Below are 22,012 nucleotides of genomic sequence, written 5' to 3'. Positions count from 1 at the left end.
GGGATACGTCAACATGGTCTGCCTCGCTTAGCGGGTGGGCCTCTCGCGGTCAGCGTTTTCGACGCCCGCGCTTTGTGAAGAGCTGCTTGTGTGTGCCCGCACGCAATAAAATCACTTCGCGCAGGCGCGGTTTCAGCAGATAAATCACCAGGTCGTCTCCTGCAAGATGGAACTCGGGGCGATGCGCCCAGTCGTCCACCAAAGCGTGGTCGCCGAATCCGGCGGGTGGCGGTAGGCCATCGGCCAGAAAGGTCGGTGCGTATTTCAGGACTTCCAGATCGAACGCTGTGCCTCGCAAGTCATGCAGCCGTTCGAGGTCGCGCTCGAAACGCTTGCGAAAGACGAGCTTTCAGCTCATGCGCCTTGGCTCATTTGCGCTTGAACTTGGCGTCCAGGTATCGGCCTGCGGTTACGGTGTTGGCAAACATCTTGTCGCCGTTGCCGCGCAAGACGTATTCGTGTTCGCGCGCAATTTCCACGATGGCGGCGCGCGCGGAGCGCTTGCCGGTAGCGGCTTTCAACTGCTCGACAACGCGCGCGGGCAATTCCACTGTCTGGTACTCATGGCCGGCTCTCCGCTGCGAGTCTGCCGCGATTGTAACGCAAGAACGGTTACCGCAAGAACCAAAACGGGGTCACCATTTAGCCGCCTATCGGTTCAGCGTTTTCGCCAAAAGAATCTGCGGAAATTCCCGGTGTTTCGCTGCACACGGTGCGCAGCCAGCTACGCGTGCTGCTCGCTAAAGACGGGCACTCGGCGGCAGGCCGAACTCGTGCCGGCATTGGACTTTGCCCTGCGGGCGAAATAGGCCGCTCACACACCGATGAGGCTTTCCGCAGGGATGCCGAGATTCCGGTGCAGGTTGCGGATCATTTCGATCGTGAGGTCGCGCTTGCGATTGAGTATCTCGTAAACACGGTTCGGCTGGCCGATGGATGGGACCAGATCCTTCACGGTCAATCCGCCTTGCTCCATGCGGAACTTGATCGCTTCGACTGGATCGGGCGCTTCGATGGGAAAAAGCTTAGCTTCGTAGGCTTCCACCAGAGTCAGCAGGATTTCGAAACGATCCCCTTCTGCTGTGCCTGGCGAGGGTTCGTCGTCGAAATAGGCGGACAATTCGCGCAAAGCGTGTTTGTAATCGGTCTTGTTGCGGATAGGATGAATGTTCATGCTGCCTCCACGGTCGCGGCATCGACTTTATCGTACTCGGCATGCGTGCCGATGAATTTGATGTAGACCGCTTCGTGCCGCCGGGCAACGGCGACGATCAGGCGGTAGTCGTTGCCCTTGATGTTGAACACCACGCGGTTTTTGCCGATAAGGCTCGCGCTTGCAAAGGCGTTCTTGACGTCCTGCGGCTTGCTCCAGCGAGCGGTTTTGGCTTCGTCATGCCAAGCTTTGAGGGGTTGTTCACTGTCTGGATGCTTGATCCAGAATTCCCTCAGCGTGCTGACGGCAATGACCTTCACGGCGGGCAGTGTAGTCCCATTTTGGGACTATGGCAAGTGCGCTCCTGCATCCCCATCCCGCGGGTGAGGCCGGCTCAGCCGTGGAACGGCACCAGCCGCATCCACCAGTGGCCGTAGTCGGGCCAATGGCCGGCGAAGTACGGGTGGTCGGGGTAGTTGAGCTTGAGCACGCGCTCGCTGTCGCTGGCCAGCTTGTCCTGGCCGAGAGCCTTGTAGGACAGCACCATGATCGCGAGCGCGTCGCCCGCGGCGGGGGTGCGGTCGAAGCGTTCGAGGATGTCGCGGCAACGGTTGATAGCGGCGACGTAGGCGGCGCGCTTGTAGTAGTACCGGGCGACGTCGACCTGGGCGCGCGAGAGATTGTCGCGCAGGTAGATCATGCGCTGGCGCGCGTCGGGCGTGTAGCGGCTGTCGGGGAACTTGGTGACCAGTTCGCCGAAGTCCTCGAACGATTGCAGCGTGCTCGCCATCTCGCGCTTGGTCGGATCCTGGTTGGCCCAGTTGGCGAGGAAGCCGCGGTCGCGGTCGAAGTTGACGATGCCGCGCAGATAGTAGGCGTAGGCGATGTTCTTCTGCGTCGGATAGGTCTTGATGAAGCGGTTGATCGTCGACAGCGCCTCGTCTTCCTTGCCGTCCTTGTACTGGGCGAAGGCGAGTTCGAGCTGCGCCTGTTCGGTGTACGCGCCGAACGGGAAACGCGCGATCAGGCGCTGGTAGTAGCGGATCGCCTTGCCCTCGTTGCCCTGCATCAGCGCTTCTTTCGCGGTCGAGTACATCTGATCGACCGGGAGTATCTCGGTTTCGTCTTGCTTTTTCTCGCGATGGCAGCCCACGGCGAAGACGGCGAGCAGCAGCAGGATCAGGATTTTGGCGGGCAGCGACAGGCGCATCGAGGAAATTCGCATGGGGGACGGAAGCCGCAAGTCGGCGAGAGCGGCGATAATAGCCCAAACCCCCTGCGCCCCGGAACTCGGGCGCGATTGCAGCCAGATTCGATTCAGCATGGAAAATTCCAGCGAAGTCCAGACCTTGCCGATTCCCGACAGCGCCGCGGGCCTGCGCCTCGACCAGGCCGTGGCGCGAATGTTCCCCGACTATTCGCGCTCGCGGCTGGCCGAATGGATCCGCGCGGGCGACTTGCTGCTCGACGGCGCGCGTGCGCTGCCGCGCCAGACCGTCGACGGCGGCGAGATCGTCTCGCTGCGCGCGCGGCAGGAGCAGGAAGTGCCGATGAAGCCCGAGGAAATCGCGCTCGACGTGCGCTACGAGGACGCCGACCTGCTCGTGATCAACAAGCCGGCCGGACTCGTCGTGCATCCGGGCGCGGGCCAGAGCGCCGGCACGCTGCAGAACGCGCTGCTGCATTTCGATGCGAGGCTGGCCGAAATCCCGCGCGCGGGCATCGTCCACCGGCTCGACAAGGACACCTCGGGCGTGATGGTGGTCGCGCGCTCGCTGCGCGCGCGCACGAAGTTGGTCGGAGCGCTGCAGGAGCGCGACGTGCATCGGCAATACGTCGCCGTCGTGCTCGGGCCGATGATCGCCGGCGGCAGCGTCGATGCGCCGATCGGCCGCCATCCGCGCGATCGTCTGAAGCAGGCCGTCGTCGACGAACCGGCGGGCAGGCCCGCGCTGACGCACTACCGCGTGCGCGAGCGTTTTCGCGCGCACACGCTGATCGAATGCCGGCTCGAAACCGGGCGCACGCACCAGATTCGCGTGCACATGGCGCACGCAAAGCATCCGCTCGTCGGCGACGCGCAGTATGGCGGCGGCCTGAAATTGCCCAAGGGCGCGACCGATGAGTTGATCGAAACGCTGCGCGGATTCAAACGTCAGGCGCTGCATGCGGAGAAGCTCGAATTCGCGCATCCGGTCAGCGGCGAACTCGTCAGCGTGAGCGTCGAGGCGCCGGAGGATTTCGCCGCGCTCGTGCGCGCGCTGCGCGACGATGCCGGATCGGCGGCGCGGTGAACGCGCGATCCGCCATTCTCGTCCGCGACTGGCCCGCGCCGGCGCGCGTGCGTGCGGCAACGACGACGCGGGAAATCGCCGGTGCGTCGCCGCCGTTCGAGGCGTTCAATCCCGGCGCGCGTTGCGGCGACGAGGCCGCGGCCGTCGCTTCGAACCGCGCGGCGTTACGTCTGCTCGATCTGCCCGGCGCGCCGCGCTGGCTGCGGCAGGTGCACGGCACGCGCGTCGTCGAATTCCATTCTGCTTCGTCGATGGAGGAAGCGAAAGCCGTCGAGGCCCATGCGTCGATCGCGCGCGAAGCCGGCGTCGTGCTCGCTGTGCTCACGGCCGATTGCCTGCCGCAGCTCGTCTGCGCGGACGACGGCGGCGAAATCGCCGCGATCCACGCCGGTTGGCGCGGGCGCGGGCTCGCCGCGGGCGTGATCGAGCGCTGCATCGAAACGCTGCGCACGCCGCGCGAACGCCTGCTCGTCTGGCCGGGGCCGGCGATCGGCGCGGCATCGTATGAAGTCGGCATCGAAGTGTGCGAGGCGTTTCTCGCCGTCGATGCGCGCGCTGCCGATGCGTTCGCGCCGACGTGGCCCGGCCATTGGCATTGCGACCTCTGCGCGCTCGCGCGCCGCCGGCTTGCTTGCCGCGCTCGGCGTGATGCGCGTTTACGGTGGCGGTTTCGACACGTTCGCCGATGCGCGTTTCTATTCGTATCGCCGCGCGTCGCGCACGGGGCGTTTCGCCAGTCTGGTCTGGATCGATCGGGAATGACGGCGCGATGAGCGGGGAAATTTCACGCGATCCGACGAGCGCCTTGCCTCGATTGTTCGCCTGCGTCGCGATGCTGTCGGGCCTGCTCGCCGCGGCCCCGGCGCCGGCGGCCGGGGCGCTGGAACTGCGCTCGCCCGCCGTGCTTCGCCATTACGACGACAAGGACGGTCTGCCCCAACTCAGCGTCAACACGATGCTGCGTACGCGCGACGGCTTTCTCTGGATCGGCACGTTCGGCGGGCTGGTGCGTTTCGACGGGCGGGAATTCCGCACGTTCCGCGCCACCGAGGCGGACGCCAGCGATGGCCCGATCAGCCGGCGCATCGTTTCGCTGTACGAGGACGATCGCGGCCGGCTGTGGATAGCGACCGAGGATGCGGGCGTCACCGTCTACGAGAACGGCCGCTTCCGTCACCTGTCGGTCTGCGGCGGCAATTGCCAGGCATTTCGAACGTTTTCCACGGACGGCCGGGACATGTGGCTGCTGGCGCAGGATGCGCTCTGTCGCATCGATCCGGAAACGCTGCAGGAGACGTACTGCGACAAGGAGTTCAGCAGCTTCGGCATCGAGGCCCACTACGCGGGGCGGGTGTTCATCGGCGGGCCCACGGGACTGGCGAGCGTTTCCGCCGCCGGTGCGCAGCGCGTGCGCCTGCCCGACGGCTACGACAGCTACCGGTACGAAAGCGTGCGCAACATCGGATCCGACGGCGCGGCGCTTTGGGTCATCGTCCGCGACGGCGGCCTGTACCGTTATGTCGCCGAGGGCGACCGCTGGACGTTCATCCGCGGCGGCTTGCCGCCGGAAGCGCACCTGATGTACGACGGCGCCGGCGGCATGTATCTGTCCGACTCCACCGCGGGCGTGCGCCGGCTGGCGTTCGACGGCCGCGAAAGCCCGATCGAAGGCATGGAGCGCCTCACCGCCGTCAGCGCGCTGGCCGACGGCGAGGGCGGGGTCTGGTTCGGTACCTCGAGCAAAGGGTTGTGGCGCCTGCGTCCATCGCGTGTGAGCCTGCTGCGTTCGACGACGGCGCCGGAATTGCCCGGGCGCGTGGTCGCGGCCGACGGCGAAGGCGGCGTCTGGCTGGTCATGGGCTGCATGGATCTGTGGCATCTGCGCGCCGACGGCAGCCAGACCGTCACGAGCACGGCGGCGGTGAGGGGAGGCTGCATCCACAGTCTGTTGCGCGACGATGCCGGCGTGCTCTGGATCGGCATCCAGGGCGGTACGCTGGCGCGTCTGGCGAACGATCGCCTCGAGCGGGTCGCCGCATGGCCGATCCAGACCTACGTCGGCATCTGGAAGGCGCAGGACGGCCGCCTGTGGCTGGCGAATTCGAGCTACGTCGGCCGCCTGCGCTTGACCGCCGACGGCCGCTTCGATGGCATCGAGAAAATTCCCGAACTCGCCGGCATGGACGTCAAGAGCATCGTCGATGCGCGCGCAGGCGGCGTGTGGGTGGTCGGCGATCGCGGCGCATTCCGCGTCGTCGGCGACGCCGTCGTCGAGCGCTGGACGCCCGCGCAGGGCATTCGCGGACGCTTCTTCCGCGCGTTGTACGAAGATGCCGACGGCACGATCTGGATCGGCACCTACGGCAACGGATTGGTCCGCATCGAACATGGCGCGGTCAGCCAGTACACCGAGGCGGACGGGCTGTTCGACGACACCGTCTCCTGCATCCTGCCGAATGCCGACGGCCGCCTCTGGCTGGCCGGCAATCGCGGCATCGGCCTGCTCGACCGGCGCATCGATGCCGGCGGCCCGGCAGTGCTCACGCTGACTTCGAGCGACGGACTCGAGCCGGCCGAGTTCAACGGCGGTGCGGCGCCGCCGTGCGCCGACGACGGCGCGGGGCATTTGTGGTTCTCGATGATGATCGGCTTCGCGCGCGTGGAGCCCGGCAAGCTGCAGAATTGGGCTGCGAACCATGTGCCCGTCGCCTATGTCGATCACGCGGCGGTGTCGCAGGGCCGGCTGGATTTGTTCCGGCCGGCGAGTCTCGGCGTCAACGCGTCGAATCTGGAAATCCGCTACGGCGCGATCGACCTGCTCAATCCCGACAAGGTGCGCTATCGCTACCGCATGACCGGCATCGAAGGCGGCGAGGCCGACTGGATCGACGCCGGCGGCAACCGCAGCCTGCTGTTGCCGGTCGTGCCGTGGGGATCGCTCACGTTCGAGCTGCAGGCGCGCGAACTCGGCGGCGCGTGGTCGCCGTCGGCGACGTTGCGGCTGGAGCGTCCGCGGCCCTGGTACAAGTACCAATGGATCGTACTCGCGGCGAGCCTGGCGAGCCTGCTCGCGCTCCTCTGGGCGACGCGCGAGCGGCGCGTAGCGCACGTCGACGACGCCTTGCTCGCGCGTCTGCGCCGGCCCGCGGCGAACGCGGATTCAGGCCGCGGAGGCGTTCGCTGAGCCGGCCGCGTAGGGCGGCGCAGCGTGCAACGGCAGCCGCAGGGTAAAACAGGTGCCTCGCCCCGGTGCGCTGTCCACCTCGATGCGGCCGTCCGATTCGACGATCGTGCGGTAGACGACGGCCAGGCCGATGCCCGTGCCCTGCGTCGGCGGCTTGGTCGTGAAGAACGGTTCGAAGACGCGCGCGGCGACTTCGGTGGTCATGCCGCAACCGTCGTCGACGAAGCGCAGGAGGACTTCGCCGTCGGCGATTGCGCTTTCGAGGCGGAACGTGCCGTCGCCCTTCATCGCATCGCCCGCGTTCTTGGCGAGATTGAGCACGACGGCCTCGAATTCGGCGTAGTCCATGCGGATCCATGCGGCGGATTCGCAGAACGCCGTCGCGACGCGGATGCGCTTGCCGAGCACCGATTCGATCATCGGCAACAAGTCGCCCAGTGCGCCGTTCGCGTCGAACGTCTCGCGCGAAGGCGGATCGACGCGGGCCAGCGTCAGCAGCTTGTCGGTCAGCTGTTTGCCGCGTTGCGTCGCGGCGACGATCTTGGTCATTCTCGCCTGCGCCGTTGCGGCGGCGCTGGGCGGATCGCGCTGCGACGCGTAGCCGAGGATCACGCTGAGCAGGTTGTTGAAATCGTGCGCGACGTTGCCGGCGAGCTTGCCGAGCGAGTCCATGCGCTGCGAGTGGATCAACTGCGCCTGCGAGCGCTCTTTCTCCTGCATCTCGAATTCGAGCTGGCGGCACAACAGCGCGAGATCGTGGCTGCGTCGCCGGCTGACGTCGGATTTGAGGATCAGCCGGTCGAGGATCAGCGCGACGATCGCGCAGCCCATGACCGGCTGCAGCAACTCGGACAAGGCATCGCCCAGCGTGGCCACGCCGGCGACGCCGTGGCGCAGGTCCGTCCAGCTGCCGATCGCGAGGATGGCGAGATACGCAGCGGTGGTCAGCCACAATCCGCCGCGGCCGAGCAGCAGTCCCGCGAACAACAGCGGCACGATGCCGAGCAACAGGCCCGATTGCGCCGCCAGTCCGTAGTGATAATGGCTGATCGTGAGCAGGGCCACCCCGAAGGCGATCAACGCGACGGCGATCCTGCGGGGCAGCGACATGACGTATCTCGATTCTCGCTCGCGCAGCGTCAGCGTGGAGTGAGCGCGAGCCGGCTCATCAGGATCGCGGCGCGCTTGGCCTGGCGCGGAATGGAGTCCAGGTCGGCGGATTCGCCCGGCGCGTGGCTGCCGGCGCCGGCCACGCCCATGCCGATCAGGCCGTCGACGTCGGCGGCGACGAAGGCGATGTCGCCCGCGCCGCGCTTGAGCGGATCGAGTTCGCCCATTTGCGCGAGGCCGAGGTCGCGGTTCACCGCGTTGAGCTGCGCCAGCAGCGCGCGGCTGCCGGCGGTCGGCGCCATCGGCGGGTAGTGTTCCTCGATTTCGAGCACGGCGCCGGTCTGCGCCAGGTGGCGCGCGACGATCGCCTGCATCTTCTCGCGCACGCGCCGCGTCTGTTCGGCGCCGAGCGTGCGGAAATCGCCGCGGGCGACCGCGACGGGCGGGACGATGTTGTCCTTGCCGTTGGCCGCGAGATGCGATTTGCCGGCGTCGAACGTCGCCTCCTGGCCGCCGCCGAGCAGGCCGACGTTGAAGGTGAGGTTCGCTTCCGGCAGCTCGGTGCGGAACGCATCGAGGATGCGCACGAGTTCGAAGACCGCGCCGTCGCCGACGGACGGCGAAAAGATCGTCGAACTGTGCGCGGACTTGCCGCGCGCGGTCAGCGTCCACGTGTTGGACGAACGGCGCGCGATCGAGCCCATGTCGCGGCCGTCCTCCTGTGCGAGGTTCTCGAAATCCAGCGCCACGTCGGCGCGCTTGCCGGCATTGATGAGGTCGGCGCGCGCGAGGTCGAGCGGGCTGCCGACATCTTCCTCGTCGCCGGTCAGCACCGCTTCGATGTCGGCGTCGCGCAGCGTGCCGGCGGCCTGCATCGCGCGCAGCGCGGCGAGCATCACCACGTCGCCGCCCTTGTCGTCGCCGACGCCGGGGCCGATCGCGCGCGCGCCCTCGCGGCGGAAGCCCTTGAACGGGCTGTCCGCCTCGAACACCGTGTCGAGATGGCCGATCAGCAGGACGCGCTTGCCCTTGCCGGAACCGGCGTGGGTGGCGATCAGGTGGCCGGCGCGCCCGGTCTGCGGCAACGGTTTCCACTGCGCGCGGAAGCCCAGCGCCTCGAATTCGGGCGTGAGCAGGCGCGCCACCGCTTCCACGCCTTGCGGGTTGTGGGTGCCGCTGTTCTGTTCGACCAGACGCTGGAGCAGGGCGATGGTACGGGCCTGCTCGGCGTCCACCGCGACGGCAATTTTTTGTTCCTGCGCGGACAGCGAGGCGGCCGGCGCCGCGGCGGCGAACGCGAAAAACGGAAGACAAGCGAGGATGCGGAAAGCGGACATTGTGGAGCGTGCGTTGCGGGCGAAGTGCGTACTCTAGCGCAGCGCGGCGATGAGCGAATGGCCAACGCGGACCGAATAGGTATCACGGCGTTGATTCCGCCGCGCGCATGCGCTAGCGTTGCGCCATGCCGCAGACCGCCGCCCGGGAAGACGAGAACGAGTCGAACAAGATCGCCGAGTTCGAGGCCTCGCTCGACGAACTCGAAAAACTCGTCGCGCGCATGGAAGGCGGGGAGATGAGTCTGGACGAATCGCTGCAGTCGTTCGAGCGCGGCATCGCGCTGTACCGCAGTTGCCAGAGCGCGCTCGACGAGGCGCAGCTGCGCGTCAGGCTGCTGCGCGACCCGGTCGCGGCGGACACTGCGGAAGACTTCGATCCGCAAACTCCCTGAGCCGCTTTCCTTGTCTGCCGATTCCGCCGGTGCCGCCGCCGTGGCGTTGAAGCGCTGGGGCGCGCGCGCCGACGAGGCGCTTGCGCGCGCGCTGCCGCGCGAAGAGCAACAGCCGCTCGAACTGCACCGCGCGATGCGCTACGCCGTGCTCGGCGGCGGCAAGCGCCTGCGCCCCGTGCTCGTCTACGCGACCGGCACGGCATTCGGCGCGTCGCCCGAAGCGCTCGATTCCCCGGCCTGCGCGGTCGAGATCATCCACGCCTATTCGCTGGTCCACGACGACCTGCCGGCGATGGACGACGACGACCTGCGCCGCGGCCGCCAGACCTGCCACGTCGTCTTCGGCGAGGCGATGGCGATCCTCGCCGGCGACGCGCTCCAGGCGCTCGCCTTCGAGGTGCTCGCCAACGATGCGCGATTGCAGGCGGATGCGTGCAACCAGGTTGAGATGCTGCGCACGCTCGCCGCGGCCTGCGGTGCGCACGGCATGGCCGGCGGCCAGGCGTTCGACCTCGCCGCGGTCGGCAAAACGCTGACGCCCGGCGAACTCGAACGCATGCACGTTTACAAGACCGGCGCGCTGATCCGCGCCTCGGTGCGCCTCGGCGCGCTCGCCGCCGGCTGCCGCGACGCGGCGACGTTGGCCGCGCTCGAACGCTACGGTCATGCGATCGGGCTCGCTTTCCAGATCCGCGACGACATCCTCGATGTCGAAGGCGACTCTGCGACGATCGGCAAGACCGCCGGCAAGGACGCGGCGAACGAGAAGCCGACCTACCCCGGCATCCTCGGCATGGACGCCGCACGTGCGCAGCTGTTGCAGCATACGCGAACGGCGATCGACGCTGTCGTGCCGCTCGGCGCTCGCTTTAACCCGCTCGCGGGACTCGCCCGGTTCGTAGCAGAACGCGGCTCCTGAACATGACGCGACGCAAAATTTCGCGTTCCTGAACAGCCTCGCGGGAACGGCCGCCACGCCGCGAATATGTGAAACATTCAAATTCTGGGCCGCATCACATCATAATTAATCCTGAGGTAAACCCCCGGATTTGCCGGGGGACTAGTCAAGGTTTGACCGTTCCCACGGTCGGCTTCACCCAATAGATGTCTTGAATGAGGCGAGAAGAAGTAAGAGGACGCAGGTTACGAGGCTTGTGATTTTCGATCGCGAAAAGGCCCCTTTGAGGGGCCAGCGATCGCTAAAGCCCCCGGCTTTGCCGGGGGATACTTACTGCCATCGGGTCGCATCGCGCGTTCGGCATGCGACGCGCTATGGGAACTCGATATTTTTGCTTGAGAAGTCGCGCCGCATTGCTGTTGCGCGACGCTTGGGTTCACACATGAATTCGACACGGGTCCATTTCGTCGCGCGGCTGGCCCGCTGCGCGTTGTTCATCATGGCTGCATCCGCATGCTCCGCGGCGGTCAACGCCGAGGTAGTCGCGGCTTCCGGCGCGTCACCGCGCGCGTCAGCGGAACCGGCGACCGAGAACGATGCCGTGGCGCTGGAAAAAGCCGCGCGCCAGGCTCGCGACACGAAGCGGTTCGCCGCCGCCGCAAAGCTGTTCGCCCAAGCATATGCGCTCGCGCCGTGTCACTGGCAGGCGCTCGCCGGCGCGGCGATGAGCCAGGCCGAAGCGGGCGATACGGCAGCCGCAAACCGCAGCGCAGACCAAGTGTTGGAGCAACATGGCAACGCAACCGACGCGTTGCTCGCCACGGCTTATGTGCGCCGGCTGTCGGGCAGGCATTTGTCCGCAGCCGCACTGTACGTGGCAGTCTTGGATGCCGATCCCGGCAATCGGGAAGCAAAGGAAGGTTTGAGCGTCGAACTCGAGGCGACGCGGGTGAATGGTCGCGCGGCATTGCTCGCGAGGCCTGCCGACGCCGATGCGCTTGCGCGCTTGCGCACCGACGCGGCCGCCGAATCGATACGCTGGGTCGATACGGTCGCAAACGACGAGGATCGCGCGGCTGCCGCACGCGCCACGCTGCGCGAGGTAGACGCCAATCTCGCTCGATTGCCGGCGACGAACACGGACCTGCGCCGGCGCGCGCGCATCGATCGCCTGCTCGCGCTGCGCGCGGCCGAGCGCACCAATGCGGTCCTGGCCGAAGCGCAAGCCTTGCATCGGGAAGGCGTCGACCTCCCCGACTACGTCAAAGCGGCACTCGCGGAGGCCTATCTGGCGCGGCATCAGCCGCGCGAGGCGATCGCGTTGTACCGCAACTTGCTCGAGCGCGAGCCCGACAGCCTCGGCCTCGGCATCGCTCTGATGTACGCATATCTGGACGCCGACGATTACGATCACGCGTCCGCGGCACTCGATGCCGCCACCGCCAGATTGCCGGCAGCCGGAGCCGCGCACGATCGCGGCCAACTCGCGCGCGTCATCTTGCTTGCGTTCGGCGATCAGCTCGCGCAAGCGCAAACGCTGCTCGAATCGCTCGTGGCGAATGCGCCGCAACGCGCCGATCTGCATCGCGAACTGGCCATGGTCTACATGCGCCGCGGCTGGCCGCAGCGCGCATTGGCCGAATACCGGCGCGCGCGCGAACTGGGCGACGCCACGCTGGCGACGCGGCTCGGCGAACTCGGCGCCCGGCGCAGTGTCCGGCGCTATGCCGCGATCGAAACGGAACTGCGCGCGCTCGAAAACAGTTTCCCCGACAGCGGCGCGGTCAAGCGCACGCGTGAAGAGTGGGACGGCGAGCGCGGTTGGCGATTCGACATCGAAGATCATGCCGGACGCGGCACCAGCGCCGTGTTCGGCAATCGCGACAATACCGCGACGGCGACGTTGGCCTCGCCCTTGATCGCGGATGCCTGGCGCGTTTTTGCGCAAACGAGCGCGGCGACGGCCCGGGTTCCCGAAGGCACTGTCGCCTACCGACGTGCCGGCCTCGGGTTGCGCTACACCCAGAATGCAATTGATGCCCGCATCGCGCTGCTGCCAAGCAGCGATAGCTACGCCAGTCGCTCGGCGATTGAAACGTCGTTGCGCTGGCAAATCGACGAGCGCTGGTGGGGGGCATTCGAATCGAGCACCGCCAGCCCGGACGTGCCCTTGCGCGCACGCTGGTACGGCATCACCGGCAGTGGGGTCGTTGCGGCCGCAGGCTGGCAGCGCGACGATGAATTCACGGCGAGCCTGCGCGCAGCACGCCTGCATTTCAGCGACGGCAACGACCGCAATAGCGTCGACTTTCAGCTCACCCAGCGGCTGTACACGCTGCCGGCCTTCCGCCTCGATGCGACGTTCGAACTTGCCGCCTCCCGAAACAGCCGGGAAAACGCGCCCTACTACAACCCCGGCCGCGACACGGCCGCGATCGGCGGGCTCAAGGCCGATTGGCTGACCTGGCGCAACGGGACACTGCGCCTGTGTCAACGTTTCGGCATCGATGTCGGCGGCTACCAGGAAGAGAGCTACGGCAGCAGCGCGCTGGCGCGTCTGTGGTATGAACACGATTGGACGCTGAGCCGTACCAGCAGTCTCGTCTACGGCCTGCGCTGGAATCGCCAGGCCTACGACGGGCGCCAGGAGTCACGCACCGAGTTCTACGCGGCGCTGCACTGGAGCGGCATCCCGTGACCATCAGGGCGACCGCGCTCTTTCCTCCCACCCAGTTTGCCGCATCGCGGTGATCGGAGGCACGATGCTGGGCGGCTGCGTCGAATTCCTGCTCGGTTTTGCCTTCTTCTATCCGTTGCTGATGTCGTACTTCTGGATGACTGGCGGCATGTATTACTACGCACGTTGGGAACGCACCGAACCGCGGCGCGACTCGCCACCGCCCTTGCCGGCGCATCCGCTCGTCACCCTCGTGGTTCCCTGCCACAACGAGGGCGAAAACGTCGCCGAGACGATCCGCTACCTCGCCGAGCAGGATTACCCGCGCTTTGAAATCGTGGCCGTCAACGACGGATCGACCGACGATACCGGTGCGCAACTCGATGCGCTGCTTCCCCTGTACAAAAACCTCCGCGTGATCCACTTCGCGCAAAATCAGGGCAAGTCGATGGGATTGCGCATGGCAGCGCTGGGTTCCAACGCGGAATATCTGATCTGCATCGACGGTGACGCACTGCTGGATCGCTACGCCACGCGCTGGATGATGCACCATCTGCTGGCGGAAGGCCGCGTCGGCGCAGTAACGGGCAACCCGCGCATCCGCAACCGTTCGACCCTGATCGGCAAGCTCCAGGTCGGTGAATTCTCTTCGATCATCGGTCTGATCAAGCGCGCGCAGCGCGTGTACGGCCGTGTGTTCTGCGTATCGGGCGTGATTGGCGGGTTTCGGCGCACGGCACTGCATCGCGCGGGCTACTGGGCCTGCGACATGATCACCGAGGACATCGATCTCACCTGGCGACTGCAGATGGATCACTGGGCCGTGCGCTACGAGCCGAATGCGATTTGCTGGATTCTCATGCCGGAGACGCTGAAGGGCCTGTGGAAGCAACGTCTGCGCTGGGCGCAAGGCGGGATAGAAGTGATTCTGCGTTACGGCAAAGCCATGCTGCGGTGGCGCATGCGACGCATGTTGCCGATCTACATCGAATACATGCTGAGTCTCGCCTGGGCGTACTCGATGCTCAGCGTGGTGTTGTTGTGGGCGCTCGGACGCATCTTCACGCTGCCGCGCGAACTGCAGCTGCCGAGCCTTCTGCCGCAGTGGCATGGCGTCGTCCTCGGTGCGACCTGTCTGGTCCAATTCATGATCAGCATGGCGATCGACCGACGTTGTGAAAACGGAGTCGGGCGCTACTACTACTGGATGATCTGGTACCCGTTGGCCTATTGGCTGCTGAGCATGCTCACGTCCGTGTACGCGTTCCCCAAGGCGCTGCTCAAGCGGCGCGGCACTCGCGCGGTGTGGACGAGCCCTGATCGAGGGGTCAAATGAATTCCGTTACCCCGATCATTTCTCGCCCCGAACGCCAGTCGCTTGCGCAGCGCTCGCTGTACTCGGCCCTCACCTTTGTCGCCTGGATAACGTGGTTGTATCTGTGGACGCCCATTCTCACGGCCTTCGCCTGGCTCCTCGGATTGATCCAGGCCTACGACCAGATCGCCTTGGGAGAATCCGGAAACCGCGCACACGATGTGTTCCTGCTCGGCAGTTCGGCCGCCGCGTGCGCGATCATCCTGCTCGCGTGGGCAAACTACAACCGCATCCGCTTCGCGGGGAAGGAGCGCCGACGCCACATCGTCGATGTCTCACCCGAGCGCATCGTCGATTTCTTTTCCTGCAATCCGGAAACCGCCCATGATTTGCGCAACGCGCGCCGCTCGGTTCTGCATCTGGATGAGCAGGGCATGCCGCTGTTTGCGCACACGACCGAACGCATCCATGCGGCAACTCCGCATATACCCGGCGACACCGAGCACGGCTACGATTTGCGTCCTTTCACCGCCCTGAATCCGGAAGAACTCCTGCCCAACGGCGACGTGTCGCCAGAATGACGCGGTGCTTACTTCACCAACCTCAGGGCGATGGGATAGCGGTAAGCCACACCTTCGTTCGCCTTGATCGCGGCGATGATCGTCAGCACGAGCCAGGCGATGCCGAGCAGGATTGCGAGCGGCACCGCGACGATCAGCCACAGTCCCAGCGTCACGATCGTCAGCGGCACGCTGAGCACGAGGAAGCCGATGCCGATGATCGCCGCGGTGATGTTGAAGTTCAGCGCTTCCTTGCCCTGATCGGCGACGAAAGGCAGCGTGTCCTTCTTCAGCAGCCAAATGACCAGCGGGCCGAGGAAACAACCCCAGCCGAACAGGTGTGAGGTGAGGATGCCGCCGAGCAGTGCGGACAGATGTGCGAACATCGCCCATTGCCGCTCTTCCGCGCTCGGCGTGCCGGAGGGGGCCGGCGGCGGCGTGACCACGTCGTTCGATGCGGGGCCGTTGCCCGATGGAACCTCGTTCGGCGGAACGCTCATGCGAATCTCCTGCGTGGTTGAGGGTGTAATCAGTTTCGTTCGAGTACTCGACGAGAGCAAGAGCCGAAGGTCATGCCGTGCATTCCTTCTCCCGCCAGGAGAAGCCGCGAAAGCCCAAGCGCCGGATGAGGGAAAGACCCCTCATTCCGAAACTCCGTTTCGAATTGCGACGATCTTCCCTCATCCCCCTGCGGGCACCTTCTCCCGATGGGAGAAGGGAAGATCAGGAGCCGGCGATCGTCATGCGCTCGAGCAAAATCGAGCCTGTCAGGATGTGCGAGCGCGGGTCGACGTCGGCGCCGATCGCGGCGATGCCGCGGAACATGTCGCGCAGGTTCGAGGCGATCGTCACGCCCTCGACCGGATACGCGATCGCGCCTTTCTCGACCCAGAAGCCCGAGGCGCCGCGCGAGTAGTCGCCGGTGACGATCGATACCCCTTGGCCCATCACTTCGGTGACGAGCAGGCCGGTGCCGAGCTTGCGCAGCATCGCGGCGAAATCGTCGTCGCCGGTCTTCACGATCAGGTTGTGGATGCCGCCCGCGTTGCCGGTCGATTCGAGGCCGAGCTTGCGCGCCGAATAGCTGCCGAGCACGTAGCGCTCGAGCACGCCGCCACGGACCAAGGCGCTTTCCGCCGTGGCCACACCTTCCGCATCGAAGTTGCCCGAGGCATGCGCGCGAGTCAGGCGCGGCTTCTCCACGATGTCCACGAAAGCGGGGAGTATACTTTTTCCGGCATGGTCGACGAGAAAGCTCGACTTGCGATAGAGCGCGCCGCCCGACACCGCCGAGACGAGATGCCCGACCAGCCCGCGCGCGACCTCGGGCGCGAACAGCACGGGCGACTCGCGCGTCGACAGCTCGCGCGCGCCAAGGCGCGCCAGCGTGCGCTCGGCGGCCTTGCGGCCGAGCGCGGCCGGATCGCCGAAATCCTGCGCGGCGCGCACCGATTCGTACCAGTAGTCGCGCTGCATGCCCGCCTCGTCGCCCGCGATCAGCGCGCACGACAGCATGTGCCGCGTGCCGCGCTCGCGGCCGACGAAGCCCGCCGACGTCGCCAGCACCGACAGCGACTCGCCGGCCTGCACCGAAGCGCCTTCGGAATTCGTGATGCCGGCGTAGGCGCGTCCGGCGCCCTCGATCGCGATGCCGAGACGGATCGCCTCCGCCGCGTCGACGCACCACGGATGCCAGAGGTCGAGATCGGGAAACTCGCTCGCCAGGCGCGCCGGATCGGCCAAACCCGTGTACGGATCCTCCTCGGTGTACTTCGCGATCGCGCAGGCCTGGGCTATCGTCTTCGCGATCGAATCGGACGCGAGGTCGGCCGTGCTCGCCGAGCCCTTGCGCTTGCCGAAGTACACGGTCACGCCGAAACCGCGGTCGCGCGAATGCTCGACGGTTTCGACCTCGCCGAGGCGCACGCCGACGTTGAGCCCCGAGTCGATGCTCGCGCCGACTTCGACCTCGCTCGCGCCGGCCGCGCGGCAGCGGCGGATCACATCCTCGGCCAATTCGGCGAGGCGGTCGAGCCGGGCAAGGCTGTCGTCCCCGGAAGCAGCGGCGGCGTTTTCGGCGATGGCGGTGTTCACTCGGCGGTCTCTCGATGCGATCGGCTATTATCGACGATATGCCGACTGGCGAACACGAACTCAATCCCGCGCCGCGCGAAGATGGCGGCGACGCGCCGAGCCGCAGCCAGCTGCGGCGCGAGGCGCTCGACGTGCTCAAGCTCGCGCAGGCGCTGGTCGAGCTGACCGACGTGCAGCTCGGACGCATTCCGCTCGAGGACGATCTGCGCGACGAAGTGCGCCGCGCGCGCGCGGTGACGCAGCAGATCGCGCGCAAGCGGCAGACCCAGTTCCTCGCCAAGCAGATGCGCAAGCTCGACGACGCCGGACTCGAACCGATCCGCGCCGCGCTCGAGCAGGACAAGGATGCCGCGCGCCGCGAAGCCGCCGCGCTGCACCGCACCGAGCAATGGCGCGAGCGTCTGGTCGACGGTGGCGACGAGGCGCTCAACGAATTCATCGGGCAACACGCCGGGGCCGACCGCCAGCGCCTGCGCACGCTTGCGCGCCAGGCGCGAGCCGAGCGCGAACGAGGCGGTCCGCCGCATGCGGGGCGCGAACTGTTTCGCGCGGTGCGCGAGTTGCTCGCCGGGAAGTGAGGCGCGGCGCGGTGGCGATCAGGCCGGGGCGCGGTTCCAGCGCAGGCCGAGCGCGGCGCCGTCGTCGCTGACGAACAGATCGCCGACGGCAAGCAGGGCGTCCTCGCGAAAGACCAGCGGGATGCGCTCGCGCCGCCACGGCGGCACGTCGGCCTCTTGCAGCAGCAGGCGCAGTTCGCGCGTGTGCGCCGCGCCCGCAGGCTTGATGCGTTCGCCGCCGCGGCGATGGCGCACGAGCAGCGGCGGATCGAGTCGGCGCGCGGGTTCGAGCGCCAACGTATCGCCGCCGGGCAACGCCAGCGCGGCAGCGCCGTCCCACTCGGCCTGCCAGTCGCGCGGCAGCGGCGGCAGCGGACGCAGCGCGTGCAGCAGGCCGCGATGGCGGCGCAGTTCGGTGTCGCCGAAGCGCACGCAGGGCAGGCGATCTTCGCTAGCGTCGCGCAACTGGCGTTCGAGTTCGGCGACGTGGAAATGCGCAGGCTCGTCGAGGCCCAGTTCGCGCAGCCAGCGGCGCAATACCAGATCGCGCAGCGCGTCGGGCAGGGCGAGCCAGTCGCGCCAGGCCAGCGTGTCCGGGGCGGCGCCGCGCACGCGCGCGAGCGCCTTGCGCGCTTCGGCGTCGATGAAGTCCGCCGCATGGCGCGCCCACGCGGCGCTGTGCGCGAGCGCGGCGTCCGCATCGGGCCAGCGCGCCGCGAGCCGCGGCAGGATCTCGGCGCGCAGGAAATTGCGCCGCAGCGTCGTGTCGGCGTTGCTCGGGTCGTCGAGCCATTGCAGGCCGTGGTCGCGCGCATGGTCGCGCAGCGCGGAGCGCGACAGTTCGAGCAGCGGCCGCCACAAATATCCCGCACCGAACGCGCGCAGGACCCGCATGCCGCCGAGGCCCTCCGGCCCGGCGCCGCGCAGCAGCTTGAGCAGCACGGTTTCGGCCTGGTCGTCGCGGTGATGGGCAAGGACCAGGATTTCGCCGGGACGCAGCGTGCGTTCGAACGCGGCCATGCGCGCGCGCCGCGCGGCGTCTTCGAGACCGCTGCCCCGGCCGCGCGCCACCTCGACGCGGATCACGTCGATCGGAACGCTAAGCCGCGCCGCCGTTTCGCGGCAATGTCCGGACCATGCCGCGCTGTCCGCATGCAGGCCGTGCTCGATGTGCACCGCGCGCAGCCCGCGCGCGCGCGCGTCGGGAACCTGCGCCAGCGCGTGCAGCAACACGCTAGAATCCGCCCCGCCGCTGCAGCCGACGACGAGCGCTCCGGGCGGCAGCGCGGCGAGGGCGCGGTCGAGGTGGGCGCGGATCGATGAGAGTGGCATGTCGCCATCACGCCAGAGACGATGCCAATTTGCAATGCGCGCCCGTCGCGCCACTTTCCGAGGATGCCGGCAGCGATGACGCAGCGAACCCTGGCCGAATGGCTCGATTACCAGTTGGGCGTGCACGCGCTCGGCGTGGATCTCGGCCTCGCGCGCGTGCGCGAGGTGTGGCGGCGCATGGGCGCGCCGTCCGTCGCGCCGGTCGTGATCACCGTCGGCGGCACCAACGGCAAGGGTTCCACCGTCGCGTTCCTCGAAGCGATGCTCGCGGCGGGCGGCAAGCGCGTCGGCTGCTACACCTCGCCGCACCTGCTGCGCTACAACGAGCGCGTGCGCGTCGCCGGCGCCGACGCGGACGATGCGGCGCTGACCGACGCATTCGAGCGCATCGAGGCGGCGCGCCTGTCGCTGCCGCAGCGGCCGATCACGCTGACCTACTTCGAGTTCGGCACGCTTGCCGCATTGTGGATTTTTTCGCAAAGTAGACTCGACGTCGCGGTGCTCGAGGTCGGCCTCGGCGGCAGGCTCGACGCGGTCAATATCGTCGATGCCGACGCGGCGGTGGTGACGACGATCGCGCTCGACCACGAGGACTGGCTCGGTCGCGACCGCGAGCAGATCGCGCGCGAGAAGGCCGGCATTTTCCGCCACGACCGCCCGGCGATCGTCGGCGACGCGGATGCGCCCGCGGCGTTGGCGCAGAGCGCGCGCTCGACCGGCGCGGCGCTTTTCCAGGCCGGGCGCGACTACGTTTTCGAGCCCGCCGCGCATGGCTGGCGCTGGCGCGCGCAAGCACGCGATATCGCGCTGTCCGATCCCGTGCTCGCCGCGCCGGTGCAGCGTGCGAATGCGGCGGCGGCGATCGCGGCGCTGCACGTGCTGCGCGATCGCATTGCCGTCGACGACGTGGCGATCGCGGCGGGCGTGCGCGGCGCACGCGTGGCCGCGCGCCTGCAGCGTTTCGCGAAGCCCGGCGCGGCCGAACTGGTGATCGACGTCGCGCACAATCCACAGGCGGCCGAGGTGCTCGCGCGCTGGCTCGCGCTGGCGCCGGCCGGCGGACGCACGCTGGCCGTGTTCGGTGCGCTCGGGGACAAGGACGTCGCCGGCATCGTCGCGCCACTCGCCGCGCGCATCGACGCCTGGTTTATCGCCGATCTCGCTGCGGACACGCCGCGCGGACTCGCCGCGCCGGATCTCGCCGCGCGCATGGATGCGGCCTTCGCGCTGCCGCGCGAGATGTTCGTCGACGTCGGGCGCGCGCTCGAGGCGGCGTTCGCGCCGGCGCGGCCGCAGGACCGGGTGCTCGCGTTCGGTTCGTTCCATGTCGCCGCGCCTGCGTTGGAATGGGCCGCGCGCCACGGCTTCGCCACCGCAACCTGAGGTGAACGGCGTGGCCGCGGCGGCGGGTTCGGTTCGGACGGCGGCTATAATCGCGGCAAGCGAAGGAGAACATCATGGAATCTGCCTTGAAACAACGCCTGCTCGGCGCGGCGGTATTGGTCGCGCTTGCGGTCATCTTCGTGCCGATGTTTTTTTCCGGTGCGCCGCAGAGGCAGGAGAGCGCGACGCAGAACTTGACCATCCCGCCGGCGCCGGAGCGCAGCTTCGAGACGCGCAATCTCAGCGTCGATGCGCCCGGGCCCGGCACCGCGCCGGCTCCGGCGTCGGTCGCGCCGCCGGCATCGACGGCACCGGCCGATGGCAAGGTTGCTACGGTCGACACCGGCGCGCCGGCGACCTTCGAGGCCCCCGACAACGTCACGCAGCCGGCGCCCGCGGCCAAGCCTGCACCCGCGAATCCCGTGCCGGCTCCGGCCCAGGCGCCCGTGCCGCCGCCCGCTCCGGCGGTGGCGGCGAATGGACGCTTTCTCGTCAATCTCGGCGTCTATGCCGATGCGGGCCACGCGAACGCGCTCGTCGACAAGGTGAAGAAGCTCGGCTATCCGGCGTTCGCCGAAGCCACCGAGTTCGACGGCAAGGCCGCGCAGCGCGTGCGCGTAGGCCCGTATGCCGACCGCGCCGCAGCGGAGGGCGTGCGCCTGAAGATCAAGCAGGCGGACGCGAAGCTGCCGGGCAACGTCGTGCAGGCGGCCGATCCGGACAAGCCGGCCGACAAGCCCGTGATCGTCGGCGCCGGGACCGCCGCGGGCGCCAAGTCGGCGGCGACGGCGGCACCCGCAGCGACACTGCCGACCAATCGCGCCGGCGCCTACGTGGTGCAGGCTGGCGCGTTCAAGTCCGAGGACGAGGCGAACAGGCTGCGCGATCGCCTGCGCGGCGGCGGCGTCGCCGCGTTCGTCGAAAAGTCGAACGACGGCGAGACGACCTTCTGGAAGGTCCGCGCCGGCCCGTATGCCGACCGCGGCGGCGCGGACGCGGCCGTGGCGACGCTCAAGCAGAAGTTCCAATTGGCGGCGATCGTCAAGACGCAGCCGTGAGGCCGGCTCCGACATGAACTGGGCCGACTACGCCATCCTCGCCGCGCTGGCGCTGTCGGTGCTGATGGGCCTGTGGCGCGGCTTCATCGGCGAGGTGCTGGCGCTGGCGGTTTGGGCCGTGGCGATCTGGATCGCATGGCGTTTCGGGCCGCAGGTGGCCGCGGCGTACACGGCGATCGATCTGCCGTCGGCGCGGATCGTTCTCGGCTACGCGACCTGCTTCGTCGCCGTGCTGATTGCCGGCGCGATCGTGGGTTTCCTGATGCGCAAGCTGGTCGCGGGCAGTGGCCTGGGGGGTACCGATCGCCTGCTCGGCGCGGTGTTCGGCCTCGCGCGCGGCATCGTACTGGTGACGCTGACCGTACTCCTGCTCGGCTTCACGCCGTTCCCGCGCGATCCGTGGTGGCACGGATCGCGCCTGCTGCCGAGCTTCCAGAACGCCGCGCAATGGGCCTCGCTGCACATGCCGCCCGAGGTGACGAAGTATCTCGACCTGCGCGGCTTGCTTTTGCCTCCGGCGCCGCCATCTTCGCCGCCAAGGAGCGAACCCAAACAAACGTGACGCGAACGAAGCGAAATTGACGAGGAAGACGAGTGGCGGAACGGGTAGAATCGCGACCCGACCGAATAAAGTCATCGGTATTTCCATTTTGGTCCGTTCTGGTCCG

General features: G+C 67.7%; 20 protein-coding genes and 2 pseudogenes. 12 read left to right on the top strand and 10 right to left on the bottom strand.

The features are described 5' to 3' along the window. Positions 1-49 precede the first annotated feature (49 nt). From QM741_RS18985 to QM741_RS18965, 5 genes and pseudogenes are all read right to left on the bottom strand, one after another. Positions 50-334 (bottom strand): annotated as a pseudogene (locus tag QM741_RS18985) (type II toxin-antitoxin system YafQ family toxin); the annotation flags it as partial. Positions 335-368: 34 nt separating this feature from the next. Further along, complete coding sequence (locus QM741_RS18980; protein WP_415209302.1) at positions 369-545, bottom strand: hypothetical protein; 177 nt, start codon at positions 543-545, stop codon at positions 369-371. 269 nt (positions 546-814) lie between these two features. Next, the gene (locus tag QM741_RS18975; RefSeq protein WP_415209301.1) at positions 815-1,174 is read right to left on the bottom strand and encodes a helix-turn-helix domain-containing protein; all 360 of its coding nucleotides are present in this window, start codon (positions 1,172-1,174) and stop codon (positions 815-817) included. After that, positions 1,171-1,473 (bottom strand): type II toxin-antitoxin system HigB family toxin, encoded by a 303-nt coding sequence (locus QM741_RS18970; protein WP_415209300.1) that lies wholly within the window; start codon positions 1,471-1,473, stop codon positions 1,171-1,173. The genes QM741_RS18975 and QM741_RS18970 overlap by 4 nt, the downstream gene beginning before the upstream one ends. A 74-nt stretch (positions 1,474-1,547) precedes the next feature. Continuing rightward, positions 1,548-2,378 (bottom strand): outer membrane protein assembly factor BamD, encoded by an 831-nt coding sequence (locus QM741_RS18965; protein WP_415209299.1) that lies wholly within the window; start codon positions 2,376-2,378, stop codon positions 1,548-1,550. Between the two features lie 97 nt (positions 2,379-2,475). On the opposite strand from QM741_RS18965, the gene rluD reads away from it, so the two are divergent. The 3 genes and pseudogenes from rluD to QM741_RS18950 all read left to right on the top strand — a co-directional run bounded on the left by rluD (position 2,476) and on the right by QM741_RS18950 (position 6,631). Beyond that, positions 2,476-3,447 (top strand): 23S rRNA pseudouridine(1911/1915/1917) synthase RluD, encoded by a 972-nt coding sequence (rluD, locus tag QM741_RS18960; RefSeq protein ID WP_415209298.1) that lies wholly within the window; start codon positions 2,476-2,478, stop codon positions 3,445-3,447. Then, a pseudogene (gene pgeF / locus QM741_RS18955) lies at positions 3,444-4,209 on the top strand (peptidoglycan editing factor PgeF). The gene rluD and the pseudogene pgeF overlap by 4 nt, the downstream one beginning before the upstream one ends. 43 nt (positions 4,210-4,252) lie before the next feature. Continuing rightward, on the top strand, positions 4,253-6,631 hold the full coding sequence (locus tag QM741_RS18950) for a two-component regulator propeller domain-containing protein (RefSeq protein ID WP_415209297.1): 2,379 nt from the start codon (positions 4,253-4,255) through the stop codon (positions 6,629-6,631). On the opposite strand, the gene QM741_RS18945 is transcribed toward QM741_RS18950, so the two are convergent. Both QM741_RS18945 and QM741_RS18940 read right to left on the bottom strand, forming a co-directional pair. Then, positions 6,608-7,741, bottom strand: coding sequence for a sensor histidine kinase (locus QM741_RS18945; protein ID WP_415209296.1), 1,134 nt, complete (start codon positions 7,739-7,741; stop codon positions 6,608-6,610). The two genes, QM741_RS18950 and QM741_RS18945, sit on opposite strands and share 24 nt — an antisense overlap. Before the next feature lie 29 nt (positions 7,742-7,770). Next, positions 7,771-9,078 (bottom strand): M20/M25/M40 family metallo-hydrolase, encoded by a 1,308-nt coding sequence (locus QM741_RS18940; protein ID WP_415209295.1) that lies wholly within the window; start codon positions 9,076-9,078, stop codon positions 7,771-7,773. A gap of 125 nt (positions 9,079-9,203) precedes the next feature. On the opposite strand from QM741_RS18940, the gene QM741_RS18935 reads away from it, so the two are divergent. The 5 genes from QM741_RS18935 to pgaD all read left to right on the top strand — a co-directional run bounded on the left by QM741_RS18935 (position 9,204) and on the right by pgaD (position 14,941). After that, positions 9,204-9,470: an exodeoxyribonuclease VII small subunit gene (locus QM741_RS18935; RefSeq protein WP_415209294.1), complete on the top strand. Its 267-nt coding sequence runs from the start codon at positions 9,204-9,206 to the stop codon at positions 9,468-9,470. A gap of 10 nt (positions 9,471-9,480) precedes the next feature. Continuing rightward, positions 9,481-10,389, top strand: coding sequence for a (2E,6E)-farnesyl diphosphate synthase (ispA, locus tag QM741_RS18930; protein ID WP_415209293.1), 909 nt, complete (start codon positions 9,481-9,483; stop codon positions 10,387-10,389). 421 nt (positions 10,390-10,810) lie between these two features. Continuing rightward, complete coding sequence (pgaA, locus tag QM741_RS18925; protein ID WP_415209292.1) at positions 10,811-13,066, top strand: poly-beta-1,6 N-acetyl-D-glucosamine export porin PgaA; 2,256 nt, start codon at positions 10,811-10,813, stop codon at positions 13,064-13,066. A 64-nt stretch (positions 13,067-13,130) separates the two neighbouring features. Further along, entirely contained in the window at positions 13,131-14,381 is a 1,251-nt protein-coding gene (gene pgaC, locus QM741_RS18920; protein WP_415209291.1) for a poly-beta-1,6-N-acetyl-D-glucosamine synthase, read from the top strand. Beyond that, positions 14,378-14,941, top strand: coding sequence for a poly-beta-1,6-N-acetyl-D-glucosamine biosynthesis protein PgaD (gene pgaD, locus QM741_RS18915; protein WP_415209290.1), 564 nt, complete (start codon positions 14,378-14,380; stop codon positions 14,939-14,941). Before pgaC ends, pgaD begins: the two co-directional genes overlap by 4 nt. Positions 14,942-14,949: 8 nt before the next feature. On the opposite strand, the gene QM741_RS18910 is transcribed toward pgaD, so the two are convergent. Beyond that, positions 14,950-15,306, bottom strand: a complete 357-nt coding sequence (locus tag QM741_RS18910; RefSeq protein WP_415209314.1) for a DUF4870 domain-containing protein — start codon at positions 15,304-15,306, stop codon at positions 14,950-14,952. A 337-nt stretch (positions 15,307-15,643) separates the two neighbouring features. Then, the gene (gene pmbA / locus QM741_RS18905) at positions 15,644-17,002 is read right to left on the bottom strand and encodes a metalloprotease PmbA (protein WP_415209313.1); all 1,359 of its coding nucleotides are present in this window, start codon (positions 17,000-17,002) and stop codon (positions 15,644-15,646) included. Between the two features lie 26 nt (positions 17,003-17,028). On the opposite strand from pmbA, the gene yjgA reads away from it, so the two are divergent. After that, complete coding sequence (yjgA, locus tag QM741_RS18900; protein WP_415209289.1) at positions 17,029-17,592, top strand: ribosome biogenesis factor YjgA; 564 nt, start codon at positions 17,029-17,031, stop codon at positions 17,590-17,592. Between the two features lie 18 nt (positions 17,593-17,610). On the opposite strand, the gene tilS is transcribed toward yjgA, so the two are convergent. Then, positions 17,611-18,903 (bottom strand): tRNA lysidine(34) synthetase TilS, encoded by a 1,293-nt coding sequence (gene tilS / locus QM741_RS18895; protein ID WP_415209288.1) that lies wholly within the window; start codon positions 18,901-18,903, stop codon positions 17,611-17,613. 75 nt (positions 18,904-18,978) lie between these two features. Between tilS and folC the strand changes: the two genes are divergently transcribed. The 3 genes from folC (at position 18,979) to QM741_RS18880 (ending at position 21,906) form a co-directional block, all read left to right on the top strand. Continuing rightward, entirely contained in the window at positions 18,979-20,286 is a 1,308-nt protein-coding gene (folC, locus tag QM741_RS18890) for a bifunctional tetrahydrofolate synthase/dihydrofolate synthase (protein WP_415209287.1), read from the top strand. A 74-nt stretch (positions 20,287-20,360) separates the two neighbouring features. Beyond that, entirely contained in the window at positions 20,361-21,344 is a 984-nt protein-coding gene (locus QM741_RS18885) for an SPOR domain-containing protein (RefSeq protein ID WP_415209286.1), read from the top strand. 13 nt (positions 21,345-21,357) lie between these two features. Further along, positions 21,358-21,906, top strand: coding sequence for a CvpA family protein (locus QM741_RS18880; protein WP_415209285.1), 549 nt, complete (start codon positions 21,358-21,360; stop codon positions 21,904-21,906). Positions 21,907-22,012: the final 106 nt, after the last annotated feature.

The sequence above is a fragment of the Rudaea sp. genome (assembly GCF_047601565.1).
GTDB lineage: Bacteria > Pseudomonadota > Gammaproteobacteria > Xanthomonadales > Rhodanobacteraceae > Rudaea.
This window is presented reverse-complemented; position numbering and strand designations above follow the sequence as displayed.